General features: G+C 33.2%; 15 protein-coding genes and 2 pseudogenes. All 17 read right to left on the bottom strand.

Going from position 1 to position 20,577, the window contains the following annotated elements:
* Nucleotides 1-20 precede the first annotated feature (20 nt).
* The gene (locus tag P5P87_RS12860) at nucleotides 21-284 is read right to left on the bottom strand and encodes a hypothetical protein (protein WP_278019555.1); all 264 of its coding nucleotides are present in this window, start codon (nucleotides 282-284) and stop codon (nucleotides 21-23) included.
* Nucleotides 274-816: a DUF420 domain-containing protein gene (locus P5P87_RS12865; protein ID WP_278019556.1), complete on the bottom strand. Its 543-nt coding sequence runs from the start codon at nucleotides 814-816 to the stop codon at nucleotides 274-276. Before P5P87_RS12865 ends, P5P87_RS12860 begins: the two co-directional genes overlap by 11 nt.
* Nucleotides 816-1,502 carry an SCO family protein gene (locus P5P87_RS12870; protein WP_198854475.1) on the bottom strand — a complete coding sequence of 229 codons (687 nt, stop codon included), beginning with the start codon at nucleotides 1,500-1,502 and terminating at the stop codon, nucleotides 816-818. Before P5P87_RS12870 ends, P5P87_RS12865 begins: the two co-directional genes overlap by 1 nt.
* Nucleotides 1,503-1,515: 13 nt before the next feature.
* The gene (locus P5P87_RS12875; RefSeq protein WP_198854476.1) at nucleotides 1,516-2,157 is read right to left on the bottom strand and encodes a hypothetical protein; all 642 of its coding nucleotides are present in this window, start codon (nucleotides 2,155-2,157) and stop codon (nucleotides 1,516-1,518) included.
* Between the two features lie 79 nt (nucleotides 2,158-2,236).
* Nucleotides 2,237-2,587, bottom strand: a complete 351-nt coding sequence (locus P5P87_RS12880; RefSeq protein WP_278019557.1) for a cytochrome C oxidase subunit IV family protein — start codon at nucleotides 2,585-2,587, stop codon at nucleotides 2,237-2,239.
* 18 nt (nucleotides 2,588-2,605) lie between these two features.
* On the bottom strand, nucleotides 2,606-3,589 hold the full coding sequence (locus P5P87_RS12885; RefSeq protein ID WP_198854478.1) for a cytochrome c oxidase subunit 3: 984 nt from the start codon (nucleotides 3,587-3,589) through the stop codon (nucleotides 2,606-2,608).
* A gap of 42 nt (nucleotides 3,590-3,631) precedes the next feature.
* On the bottom strand, nucleotides 3,632-4,219 hold the full coding sequence (locus P5P87_RS12890; RefSeq protein ID WP_198854479.1) for a cytochrome c oxidase subunit 3: 588 nt from the start codon (nucleotides 4,217-4,219) through the stop codon (nucleotides 3,632-3,634).
* Between the two features lie 5 nt (nucleotides 4,220-4,224).
* Nucleotides 4,225-5,127, bottom strand: coding sequence for a heme o synthase (gene cyoE, locus P5P87_RS12895; protein WP_278019558.1), 903 nt, complete (start codon nucleotides 5,125-5,127; stop codon nucleotides 4,225-4,227).
* A 157-nt stretch (nucleotides 5,128-5,284) separates the two neighbouring features.
* Nucleotides 5,285-7,408: an energy transducer TonB gene (locus P5P87_RS12900; RefSeq protein WP_278019559.1), complete on the bottom strand. Its 2,124-nt coding sequence runs from the start codon at nucleotides 7,406-7,408 to the stop codon at nucleotides 5,285-5,287.
* A gap of 19 nt (nucleotides 7,409-7,427) precedes the next feature.
* Nucleotides 7,428-8,171 carry a deoxyribose-phosphate aldolase gene (gene deoC / locus P5P87_RS12905; RefSeq protein ID WP_278019560.1) on the bottom strand — a complete coding sequence of 248 codons (744 nt, stop codon included), beginning with the start codon at nucleotides 8,169-8,171 and terminating at the stop codon, nucleotides 7,428-7,430.
* Between the two features lie 113 nt (nucleotides 8,172-8,284).
* Complete coding sequence (locus P5P87_RS12910) at nucleotides 8,285-8,668, bottom strand: VanZ family protein (RefSeq protein ID WP_198854483.1); 384 nt, start codon at nucleotides 8,666-8,668, stop codon at nucleotides 8,285-8,287.
* Complete coding sequence (gcvH, locus tag P5P87_RS12915) at nucleotides 8,661-9,041, bottom strand: glycine cleavage system protein GcvH (RefSeq protein ID WP_091492358.1); 381 nt, start codon at nucleotides 9,039-9,041, stop codon at nucleotides 8,661-8,663. The genes P5P87_RS12910 and gcvH overlap by 8 nt, the downstream gene beginning before the upstream one ends.
* Before the next feature lie 86 nt (nucleotides 9,042-9,127).
* Nucleotides 9,128-16,343: pseudogene (sov, locus tag P5P87_RS12920) on the bottom strand (T9SS outer membrane translocon Sov/SprA).
* A 25-nt stretch (nucleotides 16,344-16,368) separates the two neighbouring features.
* Entirely contained in the window at nucleotides 16,369-16,950 is a 582-nt protein-coding gene (gene ruvA / locus P5P87_RS12925; RefSeq protein ID WP_095927916.1) for a Holliday junction branch migration protein RuvA, read from the bottom strand.
* A gap of 78 nt (nucleotides 16,951-17,028) precedes the next feature.
* Nucleotides 17,029-19,323: pseudogene (locus P5P87_RS12930) on the bottom strand (NADP-dependent malic enzyme).
* A 152-nt stretch (nucleotides 19,324-19,475) separates the two neighbouring features.
* The gene (locus P5P87_RS12935; RefSeq protein WP_198854486.1) at nucleotides 19,476-19,901 is read right to left on the bottom strand and encodes a CBS domain-containing protein; all 426 of its coding nucleotides are present in this window, start codon (nucleotides 19,899-19,901) and stop codon (nucleotides 19,476-19,478) included.
* A gap of 398 nt (nucleotides 19,902-20,299) precedes the next feature.
* Complete coding sequence (locus P5P87_RS12940; protein WP_278019561.1) at nucleotides 20,300-20,542, bottom strand: helix-turn-helix domain-containing protein; 243 nt, start codon at nucleotides 20,540-20,542, stop codon at nucleotides 20,300-20,302.
* Nucleotides 20,543-20,577: the final 35 nt, after the last annotated feature.

Consider the following 20,577-nt stretch of genomic DNA (forward strand, 5'->3'; position numbering starts at 1 on the left):
TAAAAAAAAGCAGTGTAAAATTACACTGCTTTTTTCTTTTTAGAATACATTCGATAAATCAAATATCCAATTATTAATACGAGTAAATAAGGAATAACCATTAAGTAAACAATTCCATCATTTACTGCTTCAGCCTTTTTTATATTAGAATCCCCTCCTAAAGCCGCGCGACACATCGCACATTGCGCATTGGCAGAAACTCCAATAAGGAAAAAACAAATTCCAAAAAACAAAACTTGGAACTTGGATTTTACGATTTGAAAATTATTTTTTTTAGTAAACATAATATGGTGAAATCATTAAGTAAACCACTACTCCTGTTACCGCGACATACAGCCAAAGCGGAAAAGTGATTTTAGCTATTTTTCTATGTCTGTCAAAACGCTGCGCAAGCGCTCTTACATACGTTATTAAAACAAGCGGAATAATAGCAATCGACAATAAAATATGTGTTACAAGAATAAAGAAATAGATATAACGTATAGCACCTTCTCCACCAAATTTAGTAGAATCCGAAGTCATGTGATACGCCACATACATTACCAAAAATGCAACAGACAGAGCAATAGCCAAAGTCATTAATCGCTCATGAAGTTTCTGGTTTCCTTTTTTTATAGCCAAAACAGCGACAACCAAAACTACAGCTGTAAAACCATTAATTGTAGCATAAATTGGAGGCAACATTGACAATGGCTCAACATTGTAACCAAAATCCTTAAGCTTAACCCCAAACAAAATTGCTACTACAACCGGAATTACAATTGAAACCGCAATAATAAACTTGTTATATTTTTTCTCTAAATTATTATCTTCCATTATTCTGCTAATAAAATTTTAATATCCTCTTGAATATCACGTACACCTTTTTTATCTAAACCATCGTAATAAATGTTCGGATTTCCGAACTCGTCTTTTCTGCAACGAATATTTCCGTCTTTATCAATCAAAGCAAACAAACCTGAGTGCTCAAATCCACCACTCACTTTATCATTTTCTCCTGCATAAAGATTAAAACCTTTATTTGACAAATCCATAATTACATTTCTATCTCCAGTCAAGAAATTCCAGTTTGAAGATTTCACTCCAAGTAACTTAGCATGATCTTTTAAAACTTGCGGAGTATCATGTTTTGGATCGATTGTAATAGAAACAATTCCAAAATTAGGATTGCCAAAAAAAGTCTTTTCAATCTCCAACATGCTCATGTTCATCTTTGGACAGATCGAAGGGCAAGTTGTAAAGAAAAATTCCAAAACATACACTTTTCCCTTATACGTTTCATTTGAGATTTTGACATTGTCCTGATTTGTCAATTCAAATTTTGGAGCTGAACCAATTGTCAAAAGCTTAGTGTCTTTTGAAGTTTTTGCCCCAACATTATCCAAACGATTTCCTTTTACAACGTCACCGTTTTTAACTCGATCAACAATTTTAGGAATAGCATAAATCCCAAAAATCAGAATGATAAAAGAGATTCCGATATATGATTTGTTTTTAAACATATAAAAATGATTTTTAAAGTTGCTTTGTAGCGTTATGATTCTTTTTTAATGCTGCGCGGTATTCGTATAAAATGATCTTGAAATCATCCAGCATTTCATTACTCAACTCAGATGGATGAAAAGTATCATATCCTTCTTTATATTCTTTTGGATCTTTCCTTCCTCTTAGATTACGCTCTTTATCGATGATGTAAACATTAGAAGTCCCAAGATCTCCATTTAATTTTTCTTTTAAATGCAAACCGTTGTAAAATTTCTGAATATCCTCTTTTGAAGCAAATACAAAATTCCAATTTTTAACATCGGTAAAAGGAGATAATGCATCAACAATTTTTTGCGCTTCTTTCTCCGTGCCTATTGGGCAAAGAACAACAAACTGAAGATCTTCGAAACCATTATAACGTTTGTAGATCTTCTCATTCAAATTAAAATAGTTACCTCTATTTTCAAGAATGTTTGTACCGGCAAAACCTAGCACCGTAATCTTTTTATCAAGGGAGATTTTTTTTCCGTTTAATGAATTCCAATCCCCAAAATCGGCTACTTTGGGAGTTATTACCGGAAGTGTTGTAAAACTATTTACACCAGAAGCAAAAAACAAATACGCTACAATTGGCAATACAAAAAGTACAAAGAGAACTATATTTTTTTTCATTGTATTAACGGAGAATTATTGAGGTACAAAAATAAAAAAAGCTCCGTTAATCGGAGCTTCTTTTCGAATTAATATCATGTTAAAAATTCCATTTAATAGTAGAATCTTTAAAAACCCCATAAATATAATGTCCTTCTGTTAACAGAATAAACAATAAATATAAAACTAGGAAGATAACAGGAGAAACTACAGACCATCTAAGGTTGCTTTTTTCACCTTCCATGTGCATAAATGCCCATACAATATAATATGCTTTGAAAACTGTAAGGATATAGAAAATCCAGTTTAACAGATTTAAACCAACAAAATGAGTAAATTCTAATGCTCCAGGTTTGTAGATACCTAAGATAACTTCAACTGTAGTAACTACTGAAAGTAATCCGAAAACAAACCAGATTCTTTTTGTATTTGATACGTGCTCGTGTGACATAATAATTAAATTCTAAAATTAAACTAGGTAGAAAACTGTAAATACAAATACCCAAACTAAATCTACGAAGTGCCAGTATAATCCAACTTTTTCTACCATTTCGTAGCTTCTTCTTTTCTCGTAAGTACCTAACAATACATTAAAGAAAATAATGATATTGATAATAACTCCAGAGAATACGTGGAATCCGTGGAAACCTGTAATGAAGAAGAAGAAATCAGCAAATAATTTATTACCGTACTCGTTTCTGATCAAGTTAGCACCTTCTACTACATATTTAGCAGTAGCTAAATGTTTTTCAGACTCTTCTCTTGATAAGATTGTTTTCTGTTTTTTATCTGTAAGTTTTTCTGTTCTAATTAAAATTTCAGGGTGAGCTTTAAAACCAGCCTGAACTTCAGCAACTGTATAAGTAGGAAGAGATTCAGCATCTTCCATAAACCAAGTTGAATGGCTTCTAGTTAAAGCTTCTCTTTGTTCTGGCAATTTAACAGCAAAATCAGCTAAAGCTACTCTTTTACCATCTTTGTCCACAAACTGAAGTAAGCTACCTCCAACTGTTTCAACTGCTCCGTATTCACCTTTAATGAAGTTTTTCCATTCCCAAGCTTGAGAACCAACGAAAATTAAACCTCCAATAATAGTTAAAAACATGTAGATTGCAACTTTTGTCTTTTTCAATTGGTGTCCTGCGTCAACAGCTAGTACCATTGTTACAGAAGAAAAGATCAAAATAAAAGTCATTAATGCTACATAATACATTGGGGCCGCAACACCATGCATAAATGGGAAGTGAGTGAACACTTCATCAGCCAAAGGCCAAGTTTCAATAAATTTAAATCTAGAAAAACCATAAGCTCCTAGAAATCCAGAGAATGTTAAGGCATCTGATACGATAAAAAACCACATCATCATTTTACCATAACTTGCTCCTAAAGGCTCATTGTGACCGCCTCCCCAAGTTTTTTCGTCGTTGTTTGCAGTAGTAACTGTCGCTCCCATAAAAGATATTCGTTAAAAAGTTCCCAAATTTACGTTTTTTTCTTATTTAAAGAAATATAAAAATAAAAATAAATATACCCATAATAAATCCAAAAAGTGCCAATACATCGCACCTAGTTCTATACCAAGAGTTTGAGTCGAATTGTATTTTTGTTTAAAATGATTATAAATTATAATTAAAAGTGAAATTAATCCGCCAGCTAAGTGTAACAAGTGTGTAACTGTTACAACATAAAGAAAAGTTGTAGTAATTGAACTACCTTCTCCCGTAAAGTAATACCCTTCAGAAACGATTTGTCCAAATCCTTTGAATTGTAATACCACAAATAAAACTCCTAAAGCCAAAGTTCCAAGAAGCAATCCTGTAACTGCGTTTCTATTGTCTTTCTGAATAGCTTTTTTTGCCAAATAAAAAGTAACGCTACAAGCTATAATTACTGCAGTACTCCAATAGAATGCCGAAGGAAGTTCAAAATTCTTCAACCAATCTGCTCTTGATTTGCTTACCACAAATGCACTTGTTAAACCAGCAAACATCATGGTCATACTAACCATTGCAAAAAGCAGAATCAGTTTTGCTGATTTTGACTTTCTTACTTGTTCTTCATTTGTTTTCAATGTCATTTCCATAACAACTATCTTAAAAATTTATCTACTATAAATACAATTTGTAAAAGCGAAATATACGAAACGCTTACAAGCATTAATGTTCTCGCAGCTTTTGCGGTTCTTAACTTATACAAACGAACTGCATAAAAAAGCATCCAAATCCCTAATAGAAACACTAAAACTGCTGCAATTGGAGAAATAAATAATTGCCCTGTAAAACCTAATACAGGTAATAACGATGCTATGATAAGCCAAATTGTGTACAATATAATTTGCAATGCAGTTCCTTTGTCTTTTTTACCTGTTGGAAGCATAAAAATTCCTGCTTTCTCATAATCTTCATACAAAAACCACCCGATAGACCAGAAATGAGGAAACTGCCAAAAGAATTGAATTAAAAATAAAGTTCCTGCTTCGATACCAAATTCGCCTGTTGCTGCTACCCACCCCAACATAAACGGAATTGCACCAGGAAATGCTCCAACAAAAACAGACAACGAAGTTACTGTTTTTAATGGTGTATAAACACTTGTATAAAGAAATATAGAAATTGCGACAAACATTGCCGACTTAGCATTTATCGTGTATAAAAGTGCAATACCAATAATAGTAAGCAAACTTGCCACTAACAAAGCTACTGTTGGAGACATACGACCAGAGGGAACTGGACGGTTTTTGGTACGATCCATTAAAGAATCGATATCTTTTTCGATTACTTGATTAAAAGCATTTGAAGCTCCTACCATGCAGTAACCTCCAACCGCCAAAACAGCCAAAACACTCCATTTAAAAGGATGCTCTGAATCCACTCCTAATAAATATGCGACAATAGAAGAAAACAACACACTAATAGCTAAACCAGCTTTAGTAATCTCTTTAAAATCTAGAAATATTGATTTGAGTGATAATGTATTTTTTGCGGCGTTCAATACCGTTGTATTTTGTGTATTTTTTTTGAGTGGTGCAAATGTACAAATTAGATTGTAGAATTTAAGCCTATAAAAATAGATTTTTTTCAATAAAACCTATACAAATTAAGATCTCAGCATTCTTTAACACTATTATTTCGAAAAATCTTATTAAAAACTAGTAATCAAAATACCAGTTGAAAATATCCGAACGTAATCCGATACTAAACCAAGTAGTACTTTGCTTAAAAGTTGTTGCTGTTTCTTGTGTCGGATCAAAATTTCTATAGATTAAACTTCCAAACAGCTTCAAGTTTGTCATCGGATTAATTAAATATCCTCCTTGAATATCTGCAATAAAAACATTAGTCTTGTTTCCTTGTCCAATTTTCACACCTGTGTCATATGGGCGGTTTACATCGTAACTTTTATAAATATTACTTCCATAATTATACGAATCTTCTGTAGTATCAAAGTCCAAACCTCTTGTTCCAACAGTTAGTTTCGCGTCTGCAAGCCAACGACCTTTATGGTATCTTGCAATTGCTACAAGCTCTTTAAAATTTCCTCCCCATTGGTGCCCCACACTCTGATTGTTATGCCCGTAATTTGTAATAACAGCACTATGCGAGTATACATAAGGACGTACGTTATTCAACTCAACCTGCAATAACAAATCTTTTACGTTAAATGCATTGAAATATTTTGCTCCCAGCTGAAATCCGAATTTATTTTTCCAGCTTTGATTTCCTGCGCCAACATCAGAAACAGAAAATTCATCGATCAAGAATTGTGAATAAAGATTTATGCTATTATTCCATTTGTATTTACCCGTTATTCCTAAAAGCGCATTTCCACTTTTTGATGAAGAACCAAACTCAACTGCTCTATAAAAAATAATCGGGTTAATAAAATTAGCATCAAAACCTCTATTATTGGTGTTAGTCCAAACTACAGATTCAAAAAAACCTAAGTTTACTCTATTTGAAACATTCCAGCTCAAATAGTGATTTGCCATAAATTTTGTTGCATATGTTCCTCCCTCTGTTACTTCTGGACGAACGTCTTTCATCCACATATATGTATTGGTATACTTAATTTTCCAAAATTTGGTATTAATCTTAAAATACGGATATGGGCTTGCTCCGTCACTTTCCAACAAAGAACGGTAACCGTCTCCTATAAAATTTCGTCCATAACCTAATTGGAAATCAAAAATTTTACCTGGCGCAAAAGTAATATTCGCTTCCGCTAAAGGAAAATCGTAAGCATCTGTTTTAAACCTTTTCGCAATTCCAATTCCTGGAATTATAGCTGGATTTCCTCCAGAAGGTTTGATAGATTCTGCGTAATCATTAAAATAACCCGCAAATCTTCCTTGGCTTTCAAAAAATGTAGTCGTAAAGTTAATCTGCTTCCCCAAACCTCCTCTAAAGTTTAGCGCTCTAGTATTTACATAAGTGTAAGATGCATCAAGATCTGAAGCTTTACCCATTTGCAAGTCTACAATTGGATTTAAAGTAAACCAATAATCTTCTCCCTGAATCTGCACTAAATTTTCATTCCACCATTTTCTTCCCAGCCAAGTTGAAGTTTTTTTCTGCAGCGACTCATTAACTGCTCTTAAATTATAGTACTTTGAAACCTCAGCATATGTATAAGGTTTAGATGCGGTATGATTATTACTTCCTACTTGATTCATTTCCGCATCAAATTGTGAATAATAACTATGAGAAAATGGAATATTTAAATGACTATCAAACTCCGGATTACGGTACTTTTTATACACAATACTATCCAATTCTGTCATTGGTTTTTCTACCTGTTTTTCAATTTCTCTTGCTGCCAAAGCTTCTGCCTCAAGCTGCGCTGAACTTTTTAGAGGAATATCAATAGAAATTGTGTATTTAGAATAAGTTGGTTTTCCGTTATAAGTTGATGGCTTAATTTTTGGAAATGCTCCAAATACTCTTTTTGCCTCTTCTGACAATTCTTCTGTTTCGGTAGAAACATAAATCACTTTAAATTCTCCTTCTGCATTTACTTCAAAAAGTAATTTTACTGCTCCTTTATAATTATTTTCTTTTAATTTTTGAGGAACCTGAAAATTGTTGAATACAAAATCTTGAACCTCTTTATAGAAACAATTTTCTAATTTTTTAGCTTCTAAATTTTCGCAATTAGGAAAAACTGGAAATTTCTCTGCAGAGAAACCAGGCTGAACTGAAGAATTACTATTTTGCTGAGCAGAAACAATAAAGAACGTAGAAATTAAAACAAGGGACAAAAAAAACTTATTCACTTAAAATTTGGGTATTTATTTAATATTGATTTGGGAAAATTTCTCCGTTTGCAATTGCTTTTGCGGCCGAAGTGCCAATACGTTTTACTCCTAAACGAATCATTTCTGCGGCTTCTTCAAATGAACGAACTCCGCCTGCTGCTTTTACTGAAAGTGGCGAGGCATTTTCAAGCATCATTATTATTGCTGGAACGGTTGCTCCATTTGGCAAATTATTATCTGTTTTGTAAAAACCTGTTGAGGATTTCACAAAAACAGCATCAAAATCATCTTCTTTAAAATTTGATACTACAACATGTTTTATTAAGGCAGATAACTGAATAATTTCTTTATCTGTTAGGGCGGCAATTTCGATAATCCATTTTACTGTTTTATCATTTGCCAATCCGATCTGTGTTCCAATTAAGACTTCTTTTTTTACCAGATCAAGATCACCATTCTTAAACGCTTCATAGTTACAAACAAAATCTAAATCGTCTGCTCCATTTTCAATGGCCTCGTTTGCTTCCTTAATTTTGGTCTCCAGATTTGATTTTCCTTCTGGAAAATCAATCACTGTACCAACTAACAAAACAGAATTGGCTTCTATGATCATTTTTTTTGCCAGAGAAACATATTCTGGTCGAATCATAATCAACTTAAAACCTTCTTGAATTGCTTCTTCAATTGCATTTTTAACTACAATAGTATTTTCCGCTTCTGAAAGACCAGCTTGCGATGCAGTTTTTAAATACGTTGAGTCTAAATATTGCTTTACGTTCATTTTGATTGAAGTTGCAGAAAACCAGCACAAAAGTACATTTTAAATTGAAAAAAACAGCTTTTTAAGTGCTTGATTTTCTTGTAATAAAAAACCCACCGAGGTGGGTTCTTAATTTATATTTTATCGATTTGCCTTTTAAATCCGATTGCAGAAAAAACCGCTGCAAGGGCACCAAGCGCATTTGCCAAAACATCTGTAACATCTGAGGCTCTTGTTGCGGTAAGAGCACCTTGAAGAATTTCGATTGTAATTCCAAAAAAAACAGAAAATATAAACGAAATCAAATAAGCTTTATAATCGTCTGCATCTTTTCCTTTTAATTCTTTTTTGAAAAACAAAATCCATGAAATTGTAAAACCAAAATGAAAACAGAAATGTACAATTTTATCAATGCTTGGAAAATTAATTGCTGGTATATTACTAGAATCTGTCAGACAAAAATAAGTAATGATTCCAGAGCAAATAATTGCCCAAATTAACAAGAGTTGTTTAGGCACCGATTAAATCTTTATAAGCTTGATCAGATAATAAAGTATCAATTTCTGAAGCATCAGCAATTTTTATTTTAATCATCCATCCAGCTCCATAAGGATCTGAATTTACAGTTTCAGGAGCACTTTCTAAATCTTCATTAAAAGCAATGATTTCACCTGTTAATGGTAAAAATAAATCAGAAACTGTTTTTACAGCCTCAACAGTTCCAAAAACTTCATCTTTTGAAAGTGTCTGATCTAAAGTTTCTACCTCAACATACACGATATCTCCTAACTCTTTTTGTGCAAAATGAGTAATTCCTACAGTTGCAACATCTCCTTCGATGCTAACCCATTCGTGATCTTTTGTGTACTTTAAATTTGCTGGTATGCTCATAATAGTTGTGTTTGAAAATTGATAATTTAAAATTTAAGCCACAAATGTAATAATCTTCTAATGAAATCTAGTTTAGAAACTAAAATTTAATTTCCGAAATTATAACGAAGTGTGAAACCTGATCTGATATTCGTTAAAGGGAAAGAAGTCGAAATAACTGCTTTCGAGAACGAATGATCATAATAGAATATTGCTGTTAAGTTTTTACTGAAAGCATAATCGGCCGTTAATTTTAGAGTCCAGATATTCTGTCCCGCTGCCAACTGATTATTATCGTAATCTAAATATCGAACCAAAGTTTCATTATTTCTATATGAAAAATCAGCTTTTATGTTGATATCACTTTTAATAATTCCAGTAGGATTATCTGCTAATCTCGACGAAATAATTACATCTTTAAAGCGATACCCTAGCCCTACAACATATTCTACTCCTCTTACTTCTGTCAATAAATTATTATCGAAACTCATAGACAAAGCACGGTCTTTTTTAACTTCTGTTAATAAACGGAATGAGTTTTTCAACTCAAAATCAACTCGAATAAGAGGACTAAACTGTTCTACTAAATTGACGTTAGACATGATTGTTTTATTAAAGAAATTCGTGTTTACATCCTGACCGTTTGGATTTTCTAAATAATCAAAATTTGATCTAAACTGGCTAATGGTGTAAGATGCTCTATAATTATGCTGTAACGAAAAACGTCTGAAATGGTCTTTGAAATACTTATAACGCATTAAACCATTATATTTTACATTCCAGTTCGGAATAGGGAAACTTCTAAAAATACTTGTCGAACTGCTTGAAGCGTCTTTCCCTGTATAAGCCGCCATGAATGAAGGCAATAATACAGCTTGATTACTTTTTGAAAAACCAATAGGATAACCTTCATTGGCTACATAAATTTTATAATTCGGATCTGATTCATCAGGAATTGGATTATTTACATCTCCGTACCTAGGAATTTCTGCTCCACCATAATGTTGTTCTGCCAAACGATTTGCAATAACTAAACGATTGCTTCTAAAATCATCAAACGCCGCTGATTCTGTTTCTGTACTTGTTGAAAAAGCCGTCTTAATCAAAACTGTAGAAATAGAAAACATTCCGTAACTGTATGGTGACAATGGCATATACTCGCCTGTATTTTGATCTACACTATATTGTTCTGATGAATTTTCAGAATAAGCACGATCCATAGCCAAATCAACTTTCAAATCAGGCAATAAATCTACATTGGCCGTTACTTTCAAAAGTTTATTACTTACCTGTGTAAAGTTTTGGTTGAAGTTTTGATAACTAGTCAACCATCCGTTTTTAGTCGCTTCAAAACGCACATCATCCTGACTACCAAATACGAATCCTAACGAAGGTTTAGATGTGCCAAAGAAACCTACTCCGGAATATAACCTGGTAAAACTGTACCACTATTTTTAGTATAGTTAATTTGAACATTTTTAATACTGGTCAAAACTCCAATCAAACCATCATAAAAAGGATTACTACTCGTAACTGGTTTAGCTGTATTTACAATTTTCTCACCTGGTTTTGGTGGTGCCACAGGCTTAGGTTTTGCTGGTTTTCCTCCTGGCGTCAATCCTAAATATTTATACAGCGTATTCATATTTAATGTTGTTGACAATGTATTCGAATTCGCATTTTGCACTGTATTTCCTAAATCCCATGATACTCCATTATCATCGACATATTGAGAAAGTGCCGTTGAAGATCTTTGCCAGTTGTAATCTGCCGTATAAGAATAAGTCGCTTTTACAAAACTAAATATTGGAATTTTATTAATTGGAATATCATAATTTAAAACCAATTGTCGCAAATGCTGGTTTGGTATACCAATATCAAAATAATCGTCCCAAATATTAAAATCCTGTTTTGGCGTATTATCGTCGTTCAAAAAGTTTCTTACAATATTATTAGACGCTGCTGTATAGTTTAATTTTAATGATTTTGTCAAATTAAATCCAAAACCATATTGGTAATTAAACGCAAAGTTTCTTCTATATAGCGGATCTAGTCCAATACCTTCTTCAACTTGTCTATATTGCTGACTGTTGCTCTGTCTTAAAATATTAGTATTAAATGAAACATTCGAAGGAAGATAATTAATATTAAAGTCACTTAACAATTTCCAATAATCACTTGTTTTCATGAATTTGGTTTGCTTAAACGGAACCACTTCTTTAGGTTGGAAAGTATAAGCATAATTAACAGAAGTATTAGACTGCTGATCTTCATAATTAGCAACTTCATAATCATGTCGTTCTACTTGATTATAAGATTGAGAGAACGTGAAGTTTTCTACATCATAAACATGCGGTTTCTGTTCTGGTGCTCTATCCTTTCTTACACCAATAAAGTTGATGCTTTTACGCTTAGTATAATCTATTGCTCGCGTTCTAATATTTTCTTTTTCTGCCGGATCTGTAGTTTCTTTAATCAATTGATCTAACTTGATATCCTGATTAAAAGGATCGTATTCTGGCGTTATAACCTCTTCTCCAATTGCGTAATTAAATGGAAGATTAATACCCCATTTTGGAGGAAGCAGTTTTCCTAAATTTATGTTTGTTACGATGTTGTACTGCTGAATATCTTCACGATCTCTTTCATTGGCTCCTTGTTCAAGAGAACCGAAACCAATTGTACTCTTTTTACCAGAAGCAGACAATGTCATCAAATCGGCCATATTGGTATCAACATTCAACAATGCTTGCCATACCTCCTTTATTTTCCAAATCAGACATACGAAGTTCGTTAAACCAAACCTCTCCCATAATATCTTTATGGTTTGTCGCACTTTTTACTCCGACCATTAAATTTCGAACCAAACCAAAATTCGGATTTCCTTTAATACCTAAAGTTAACTTTCCATCTTGGTCACCTCCTTCTACATCAGGATCTCGGTCAGGATAATAAATACCATTTATATCTCTTTTTGGAGAATTAATATCGATATTCATTCCTAGAACCTTCATTCTTGTCAATAATGACAGAGCAACATCAATATTGTTTTCTTCAAGCCAAACCTGATCTGGACTAATTGTACAAGATCCGCCTGTTCTTGTTACTTTTAACGGAATCTCGATTTGATAAAAGTTCTGGGTAAAATCGTTACCAAAACGAATAAATCCGATCATCTCGTCATCTAAAAGTTGCGTTTCATTTGGAAGTGATTCCGCGTGAAGGAACATTTTTAATTTTTTATATTGACGCATGTCAACACTTACATTTTTGAAAACTGCTCTAGAATCTTGATATTCTAATCCTCCGCCTCCTATTCGCAATGCTAAAGATTGCTCATTTTGGTTGATAATTGTATTGTTATTGTACAACTGCTCTCTCTGAACACCTGGTGGAATAACATAATTTACAGGACATTTTGTTCCATTTTCCTGAATATTTACAGCGGCAACATCAAATTGAGTTCCATCATCATCAGGATTTGTATCGTTTGCGTCTAATGTTCCTGTATACTTTCTCCATTCTCCTCTAACTAAATCTAAAGCTCCGAAACGAACCGTCATTTGATCATTAAATCCAGTCATAAACATACGCATGAAACGAATCGATCTAAAATCGGTAATATTTCCAATAGTGTTTTGAGGTTTTGAAACAGGAATTTTAAACTGAATCCATCTTGCATTAGTTGTGCTTCCGTTTGGAAGGTCTACATTTTGAACATCTCTAATATCTGTAATATAATTTTCTCCAACCTGCATACCTGGTCTTACATCAATACTATATTCATAATAAGCATTGATTGTACTCATGGTATTATCACGATTGATATCTTCAACATCTGGAAGAGTTGTCGACCCACGGTTTGGATCATCAATACTTACAGCAGAGTTTCCTTCAGTTCCGTTATATTGCTTATAACGTTGTAATACTCCTCCTTCTGTATTTAGAAAATATTTATAGTTGTCCGCTGCAGGATCTGCCTCTCCCGCATAATTAGTATAAATTGACCCTTCTCTTGCATCTGGCAAACCGTCTAAACCAACATCTTGATTTTTACGATTATCTGCATTGGTATCAAAAGCATAAATTAAAGACTGAGAAGCAGGTACATCTCCCCAAATTGGCTGTGGATTAACCATTACCTGATCTGGACCTAAACCATTTTCATATTGCTTTCTTCCATCTTTAAGAACGTCTTCAGAAACCTCTCCTAAATTGAAATAAATTTTTCCATTATTATTTCCCTGAGCCTGCCCTGTTCCAACATAAGGATCAAGCACCCAAAACTGAATGTATTCGACATTTCCTTGCTCAAAGTTTGTAGAGTTTAGTGCACGCATAATTCCTCCAAAATTGGCTGAAGCGGGACTAGAACTAAAATTAGGATTATTGTTATAAGGTCCTCTATCTGATGGATAGTATGTTAAATCTAGCGTATTAATAACCTGAATTTGTCCTTGTGCAATATCTGTATTTGGATAAAGTTCTTTACTATAAATTCTTCTTGTTGTATTTAAAGATAAATCATCGTTTGAAACTCCAGATGGTTTTGAAGTATAGAAAATCGGATCGATACTATACCACGACAATTTAGCACGCTTATAGCCATACTCTAGCGTATTTGAGTTGGCATTAAAAGTATTATCTGTAGCAGAATTAATAAATGGTGTTGAAGCCAAACTCCATGCATAAGCAGATCTCATATCAATTGTGGTCTGAGTACCTTCAAAATCATCAATATAAATAGTAGCTTCTCCTTCAAAATCACTTGCCTTTGGAGCATTTGGTTTCAAAAATGCGACTTCTCCACGAATAGAAAGATTAGAAGGAACATCTGTATCTATATTTGGCAGTTTATTGGCCAATCTTGTCAAAAACGGAACTTCGGTTGAATAATTTCCGTTAAAACCAAAAATAGTATTATTTACAGATTCTTGCCCATAACTTGATTTTTGAGTAAAAGGACGTTCTGTCATTTTTAAGAAAGTACCTCCAACAACAAATTTTTCAGAAATTTTATGTTCGATATTAAATCCCATAAACCTTCTGGTTTGCTGACCAAAGATTGAATTGTTTTCTAAAGAAACCTCAATTGGAGTATTTGAAGCTTGAAGCGAAGGATCTAATATCTGTACTCTTCCTAATTGATAATCCACACTATAATCAATACCTTCTACAAGAACACGTCCTGCTGCGGTTACAACAACAGACCCTTGCGGAACGTTGAATGCTCCAATAGGAATACCATTACTTCCAGAAGATTTATATTTTCCTCGCAATAAGAATTTGTTTTTATCACTATCCTGCAGTGCACCAGCTTGGGTATTCCTATACATGTTTCTAAATACATACTTCTTTTGATTCGCGTTGTATGTAGTTGGATCATTATAGCTTTCTCCAGAATTTGTAGTTTGTAATTTTTTAAACAAAAGCTCACCAAAAGGCTCTTTAGTTGTAAAAATAATTCTTGCATTCTGTACATCAACAGTTACTCCCGGAACATAATCGAAGAAACCATCTCCTCCCTTTTGCGGGTCATTAGTATAGTTTAACTGATCTAAGTTAAAAACATTTAATAATGGTGTTTTAGTAATATAATAATTACTTGGATTAGGGTTTGTAGGATCATCATCTGGAAAAAGAGTTCCTTGAACAGGCGTAATATAATTTATTGGCGAAGGATCGGTATATAGAATATTAAGTCTAAAATCTTCTTGTTTGATTTGATAAGCTTGAGGAATTTGATAAACGTTTTTCATCATCAAGTTCCAAACTGGATTTTGAACATTTGTCAAACTACTTTTCAGCATTTTCAAAACCAAACTTTGTGTTACGATTGCTTGATTAGAACTGTTGTTTCCTGTAACTACAGTTGCATCTACACCATCACTACCGAACTCTCCTACTTGGTATGTTTTTCCTCCAACAGTATATTCAAATGCAACTGCTAAAATTTCATCGTTAGCCAAACAGCTTGCTGTAATGAAATGTAACCCAATTGTGCATTAAAAGTAAATTCATTTGTAGTTAATTTTCTCGCATTCTCTAGAATAGAATAATCAGTTCCCTCGTTTGTATTGGCGTTATTAAATCCAGATTTTGCTGTTACAATTTCTCTAATATTAGAATTTAAATAACTTCCACCTTTTCCAATAGCTGCAGGATCATATTTGTTATTCGTATTATCAGTTGGAGAATCTATAGGATTATTAAAAAAGCCAACTGGATCTGTAATTACAACAACTTGATTATCTGGAACACCAGAAACTTGCCCTTCTCCTAAATCCTGAAGCGCAATAATATTTCTTAAATTGTTATTTGATGTACTTACTCTATTTTGCTTATTGGTAACCCATACTTCGATTCTTGTAACTTGAACACGGCTATCAATTAATGGATAATTTTTAAGAGAAGCGTCGTATTTATTTCTAAAGTATTGCGATAAGAAGAAATGTCGATCATTATCATAATCTAATGCAAATAAATCAAAGTTTTGGACTGTTCCTCCACCTTCTGCGACTATACTTTTAGTCTGAGACTTTTGTTCTGAGAAAACTCCTGTAACAGTTGTCTTACCAAATTGCGGCTGAGCCTTTACACCAAATAAACTTTGTGCACCTCGAATTAAGGTACTATTTAAAGGCATGCTCACATTACCTACCTCAACTTTCTGAACAATATCATCTTCTGAAGGTGTGTAAGCAAGTTTAAATAAATTCTGAAAAGCAAATGTCGATTGTGTATCATAGTTGGCATTTACTTCCAAACGAGTTCCCACTTTCCCCATTAAACTCATACTGATCCTTTGATCAAAATCAAAAGTTAAACTAGATCTATTTCTTGGAGAGAATGAAGGGTTGTCTTGTTTAGTGTAACGCATACCCAAGTCCATTTCTACTGATCCTGTGGGCTTTACATCTATAGTATTGTCGCCAAAAATACTTTCAAATAAACTTGAATTGATGTAATATCTTGGCAACAAATCTTTTTGGCTGCCTCAGCTCCATTTTTTTTACCGTCAATAGCATCAGATTTTTTTCTAAAGTAATCTCTTCTGGATTCTTTTAGAACTAAATCTTCATATTCTTTTGGAGTTAAAATTAAAGGGTAATTGATAGAGAAACCATCTACTGAGTTGGTGTAGATATAACGATCTGTAATAGGATCGTACCTGTAGGCAGAAAGCACAGTTGGAGGATCTCCAATCTCAATCTTACCAACCGAAAACTGAGTTTTAGTTGTATCTTGTGCCGGTGGTGTAATCTGTGCACGCAAAACATTACCGCAGAGCAATACCAGCAACAAAATACAAATTTTACGCATAGAATTCTTTTATATGAAATGAAATTTATAAGCTTTTTAAGGCCTTTTTGATAATTGTTTCAACGGTAGCTTCAGGATCTTCTTTGACAATTCTTTCTACCACTTTTTCAGAAGCTTTTCGAACAAAACCTAATACTTCTAGAGCAGATAACGCTTCATCTCGATTTCTATTGTTTTGGACAGCAAAAACTTCGTCAATATCGTACAATTTAACAACTTTTTCCTTTAAATCAAGTATAACTCTTTGTGCTGTTTTGTTTCCAATCCCTTTTATAGACTGGATTACGCCCACATCTCCAGATGCGATGGCGTTTATAATTTGCTTTGGTTCTATTGACGAAAGCATTGTTCTTGCAATTCCTGCTCCAATTCCTGAAACAGAAAGCAACATTCTAAAAATTTCTCGCTCAGATTTTTCGGCGAAACCATATAAAGTATGCGCATCTTCTTTAATTTGAAGATGCGTATACAATTTTATATTTTCAGAATTTGGAATTAAGGAGAAGGTATGTAGCGATATATTTACCTGATAACCAACTCCTCCACAATCAATTACTACTTCTGTAGGATTCTTTTCTACTAATCTTCCCTGCAAATGTGCTATCATAAATGTAATTTCTTAGTATCAAATATAACAAAAATGCCATAAAACTACGACAAATTTGTTCAATCCTTGCTAGAACGTTTATTGTGCTATTTTATTCTTTTTACTTTCTTTTTCTTGTGCATCAATAACAGCAATAGCAGACCATATTAACCATTTCTTCAACGCTAGCGCCTAATTGGAAAATGTGAACTGGTTTACCCATACCCATCATGATTGGACCAATTGAATTCACTTTATACAATTCTTTTAACAATTTGTAAGTGATATTTGCTGATTCTAAATTAGGGAAAACCAATGTATTTACTTTTTTTCCTGCTAATTTAGAAAATGGGAATTTCTCTTGAAGCATTTCTGGATTTAAAGCAAAATCTGCTTGAATTTCTCCATCAACAATTAACTCTGGATGGTTTTTGTGCAAGTAAGCTACAGCTTCTCTAACTTTTGAAGTACTTTCGCTAGTTGAAGACCCAAAATTTGAGAACGAAACCATTGCTATAACTGGCTCAATTCCAAACATTTTTGCTGTTTTTGCAGTCATAATAGCAATATTAATCAAATCTTGTGCAGATGGATTAATGTTTATTGCTGTATCTGATAAGAACATTGGCCCACGAGAAGTAAGCATCATGTTTGCAGTTGCCACTAAAGAAGCATTAGGTGCTTTTTCTATTAACTGAAGCATTGGCTTAACTACTGAAGGATAACTTCTAGAATATCCCGTTACTACTGCATCTGCCTCTCCTTCGTTAACCATCATTGCTCGCAAAATAGTTTCTTTCGCGCATGAATTTTTCAGCGTCTAATTTAGAAACACCTCTTCTTCCTCTAGCTTCCCAGAATGATTTTGCAAACTTGTTACGTCTTACGGCTTCCTCATCAGTTTTTGGATCGATAATTTCTAAATCGGCATCAAAACCTAATTCTGCTTTTAAATCTAAAATCTGCTCTTTGTTTCCTAGTAAAACTGGGAATCCGATTCCGTCTTCGTAAACAATTTGAGTCGCTTTTAAAACGTTTAATTGATCTGCTTCAGCAAAAACAATTTTCTTCGGATTTAATTTCGCTCGGTTTGTAATCAAACGCACCATTTTATTGTCGTTACCCATACGCTCACGAAGATGATCTTCATAAGCTGCCCAGTCTGTAATAGGATTTTTTGCCACTCCAGATTCCATTGCTCGCTTTTGCAACTGCAGGAGCTACAACAGTAATCAATCTAGGATCGAAAGGTTTAGGAATGATATATTCTTGTCCAAATCCAAGTTTCATTGCACCGTAAGCTACGTTTACTTGCTCTGGAACTGGTTCTTTTGCCAAAATAGCTAAAGCTTTTACAGCCGCCATTTTCATTTCTTCATTGATTTTTGTCGCTCTTACGTCTAGTGCTCCTCTAAAGATATAAGGAAAACCTAAAACGTTATTTACCTGATTAGGAAAATCTGAACGTCCAGTAGCCATAATAACATCTTTACGAGTTTCTACAGCCAAATTATAGTCGATTTCCGGATTTGGATTTGCCATTGCAAATACAATCGGATTGTTTGCCATTGTTAATAACATTTCTGGCGATAAAATGTCTCCAGAAGATAATCCGATGAAAACATCAGCGCCTTTTACTGCCTCTTCCAAAGGAATTTTAGCTCCGTCAATTGCATATTTTAATTGTAAATCTGAAAGTGCAGGATTATCTTTAGTTAAAAGTCCTTTACTATTGTACATTAAAACATTTTCAACTTTTACTCCAAGTAAAACATATAAATCTGTACATGCAATCGCTGCCGATCCTGCACCAGAAACTACTACTTTTACATCTTCTGCTTTTTTACCTGCCAATTCAAGTGCATTGATTAAAGTCGCAGAAGAGATAATTGCCGTTCCGTGCTGGTCGTCGTGCATTACTGGAATATCCAATTCTTCGATTAGTCTTCTTTCTATCTCAAAAGATTCTGGAGCTTTGATGTCCTCCAGATTGATTCCTCCAAAGGTTGGTGCAATATTTTTTACAGTCTGAATGAATTCTTCAACATTTTCGGTATCGATTTCTATATCAAAAACATCAATGTCTGAGAAAATTTTAAACAATAAACCTTTTCCTTCCATTACAGGTTTTCCTGCTTCTGGACCAATATTTCCAAGTCCTAAAACAGCTGTACCGTTAGAAATTACGGCTACTAAATTTCCTTTTGCTGTATATTTATAAACGTCTTCTTTATTTGTCGCGATTTCTAAACATGGTTCTGCAACTCCTGGCGAATAAGCCAATGATAAGTCTCTCTGGGTTGCATATTTTTTTGTTGGAACTACTTGAATTTTTCCTGGAGTTGGTTCTGCATGGTACAGTAACGCTTCTCTTCTTTTACTCTCTTTGTTCATTTTTTTAGCATTTATTCTAGCTTACAAAGATATAAGTCTTGTTTTAAAATGGCATCTTTTTAGCATTTTCTTTTTCTAAAATCTATTCGAATAAATAAAAAAGTCCAATAGAAATTGGACTCGTTTGAATTTTTATCGTTTTTAGGTGTGCTTTATTGAGAAATATAAGAATTCAAATGGTTGATCGTATCTTTTTGAATTTCTATAATTGCCTTCACTACATCGCTGATTGAAATGATTCCAACTACGATTCCGTCTTCGAGAACAGGCAAGTGTCTTATTCTTTTTTCGCTCATAAGTTCCATACAATCTTCAAGATTATCTGAAAGTTTTACTGTAAAAACATTACTTTCCATAATCTCATGAACAAAAGTTTCTTTAGAAGATTTATCCTTCAGAACAATTTTTCTGGCATAATCTCTTTCAGATAATATTCCTTTTAAAACGTTATCATCAATAATTAAAATTGCTCCAATGTTTTTTTCTCCCATAACTTTTAACGCATCATAAACCGTTAAATTGGAGACAATAGAATATACATTTCTTCCTTTTGCTTTAAGTATTTGATCTACAGTCATAATGAAAAATTTTTAGGTTTATAAAGTTAAAACAAAAACAAACACGATCTACAGCGAAATCGATTTTTTAAAACATAACTAATTCATTTTAAATATAATACACAAAAATTAAGATTTTCAAATTTATAGTGTAAAGAATGAATTTGTTTAGAATTGTTTTTTGAAGAAATTTAGATTTTTTAACGTTTACCAACCAGAAACTCCTAGTGGAGTTTTTTCATTTTTTTATAACCATTAAGAATGCCTCAAAGGAGCATAATATTTATAGTAGAGAAATTATAATAAAAGAAAAAGCTCCAGAGGAGCGACATATCACCCCGCTGGGGCTTTTGGATGGGATATAATATCTTTTCTATAAATATTTCGTCCCGCTGGGACTTAGGAAATAATAATTTTAGTTATGAATTTTCTAAAAATATTTTACTGATTAAAGCTGCCGACTCTATCTTCAATGCATCAGCTATTGAAAAAAGCAAACTGATGGAAATATTTTGTTCTCCTTTTTCAATTCGTTGAATAGTCCGCACATCAACATTGCACAATGTTGATAATTGTTCTTGTGTAATGCTTTCTTTTTGTCTGAGTTCTTTGATTAATATACCTAATCTAACAATTTCTAACTCGTATTTATTCTTTTCCACAAATCAAATCTATCAAACTGTGTCAAAAAACAACA

Origin of the sequence: Flavobacterium ginsengisoli (assembly GCF_029625315.1) — a bacterium.
Lineage (GTDB): Bacteria > Bacteroidota > Bacteroidia > Flavobacteriales > Flavobacteriaceae > Flavobacterium > Flavobacterium ginsengisoli.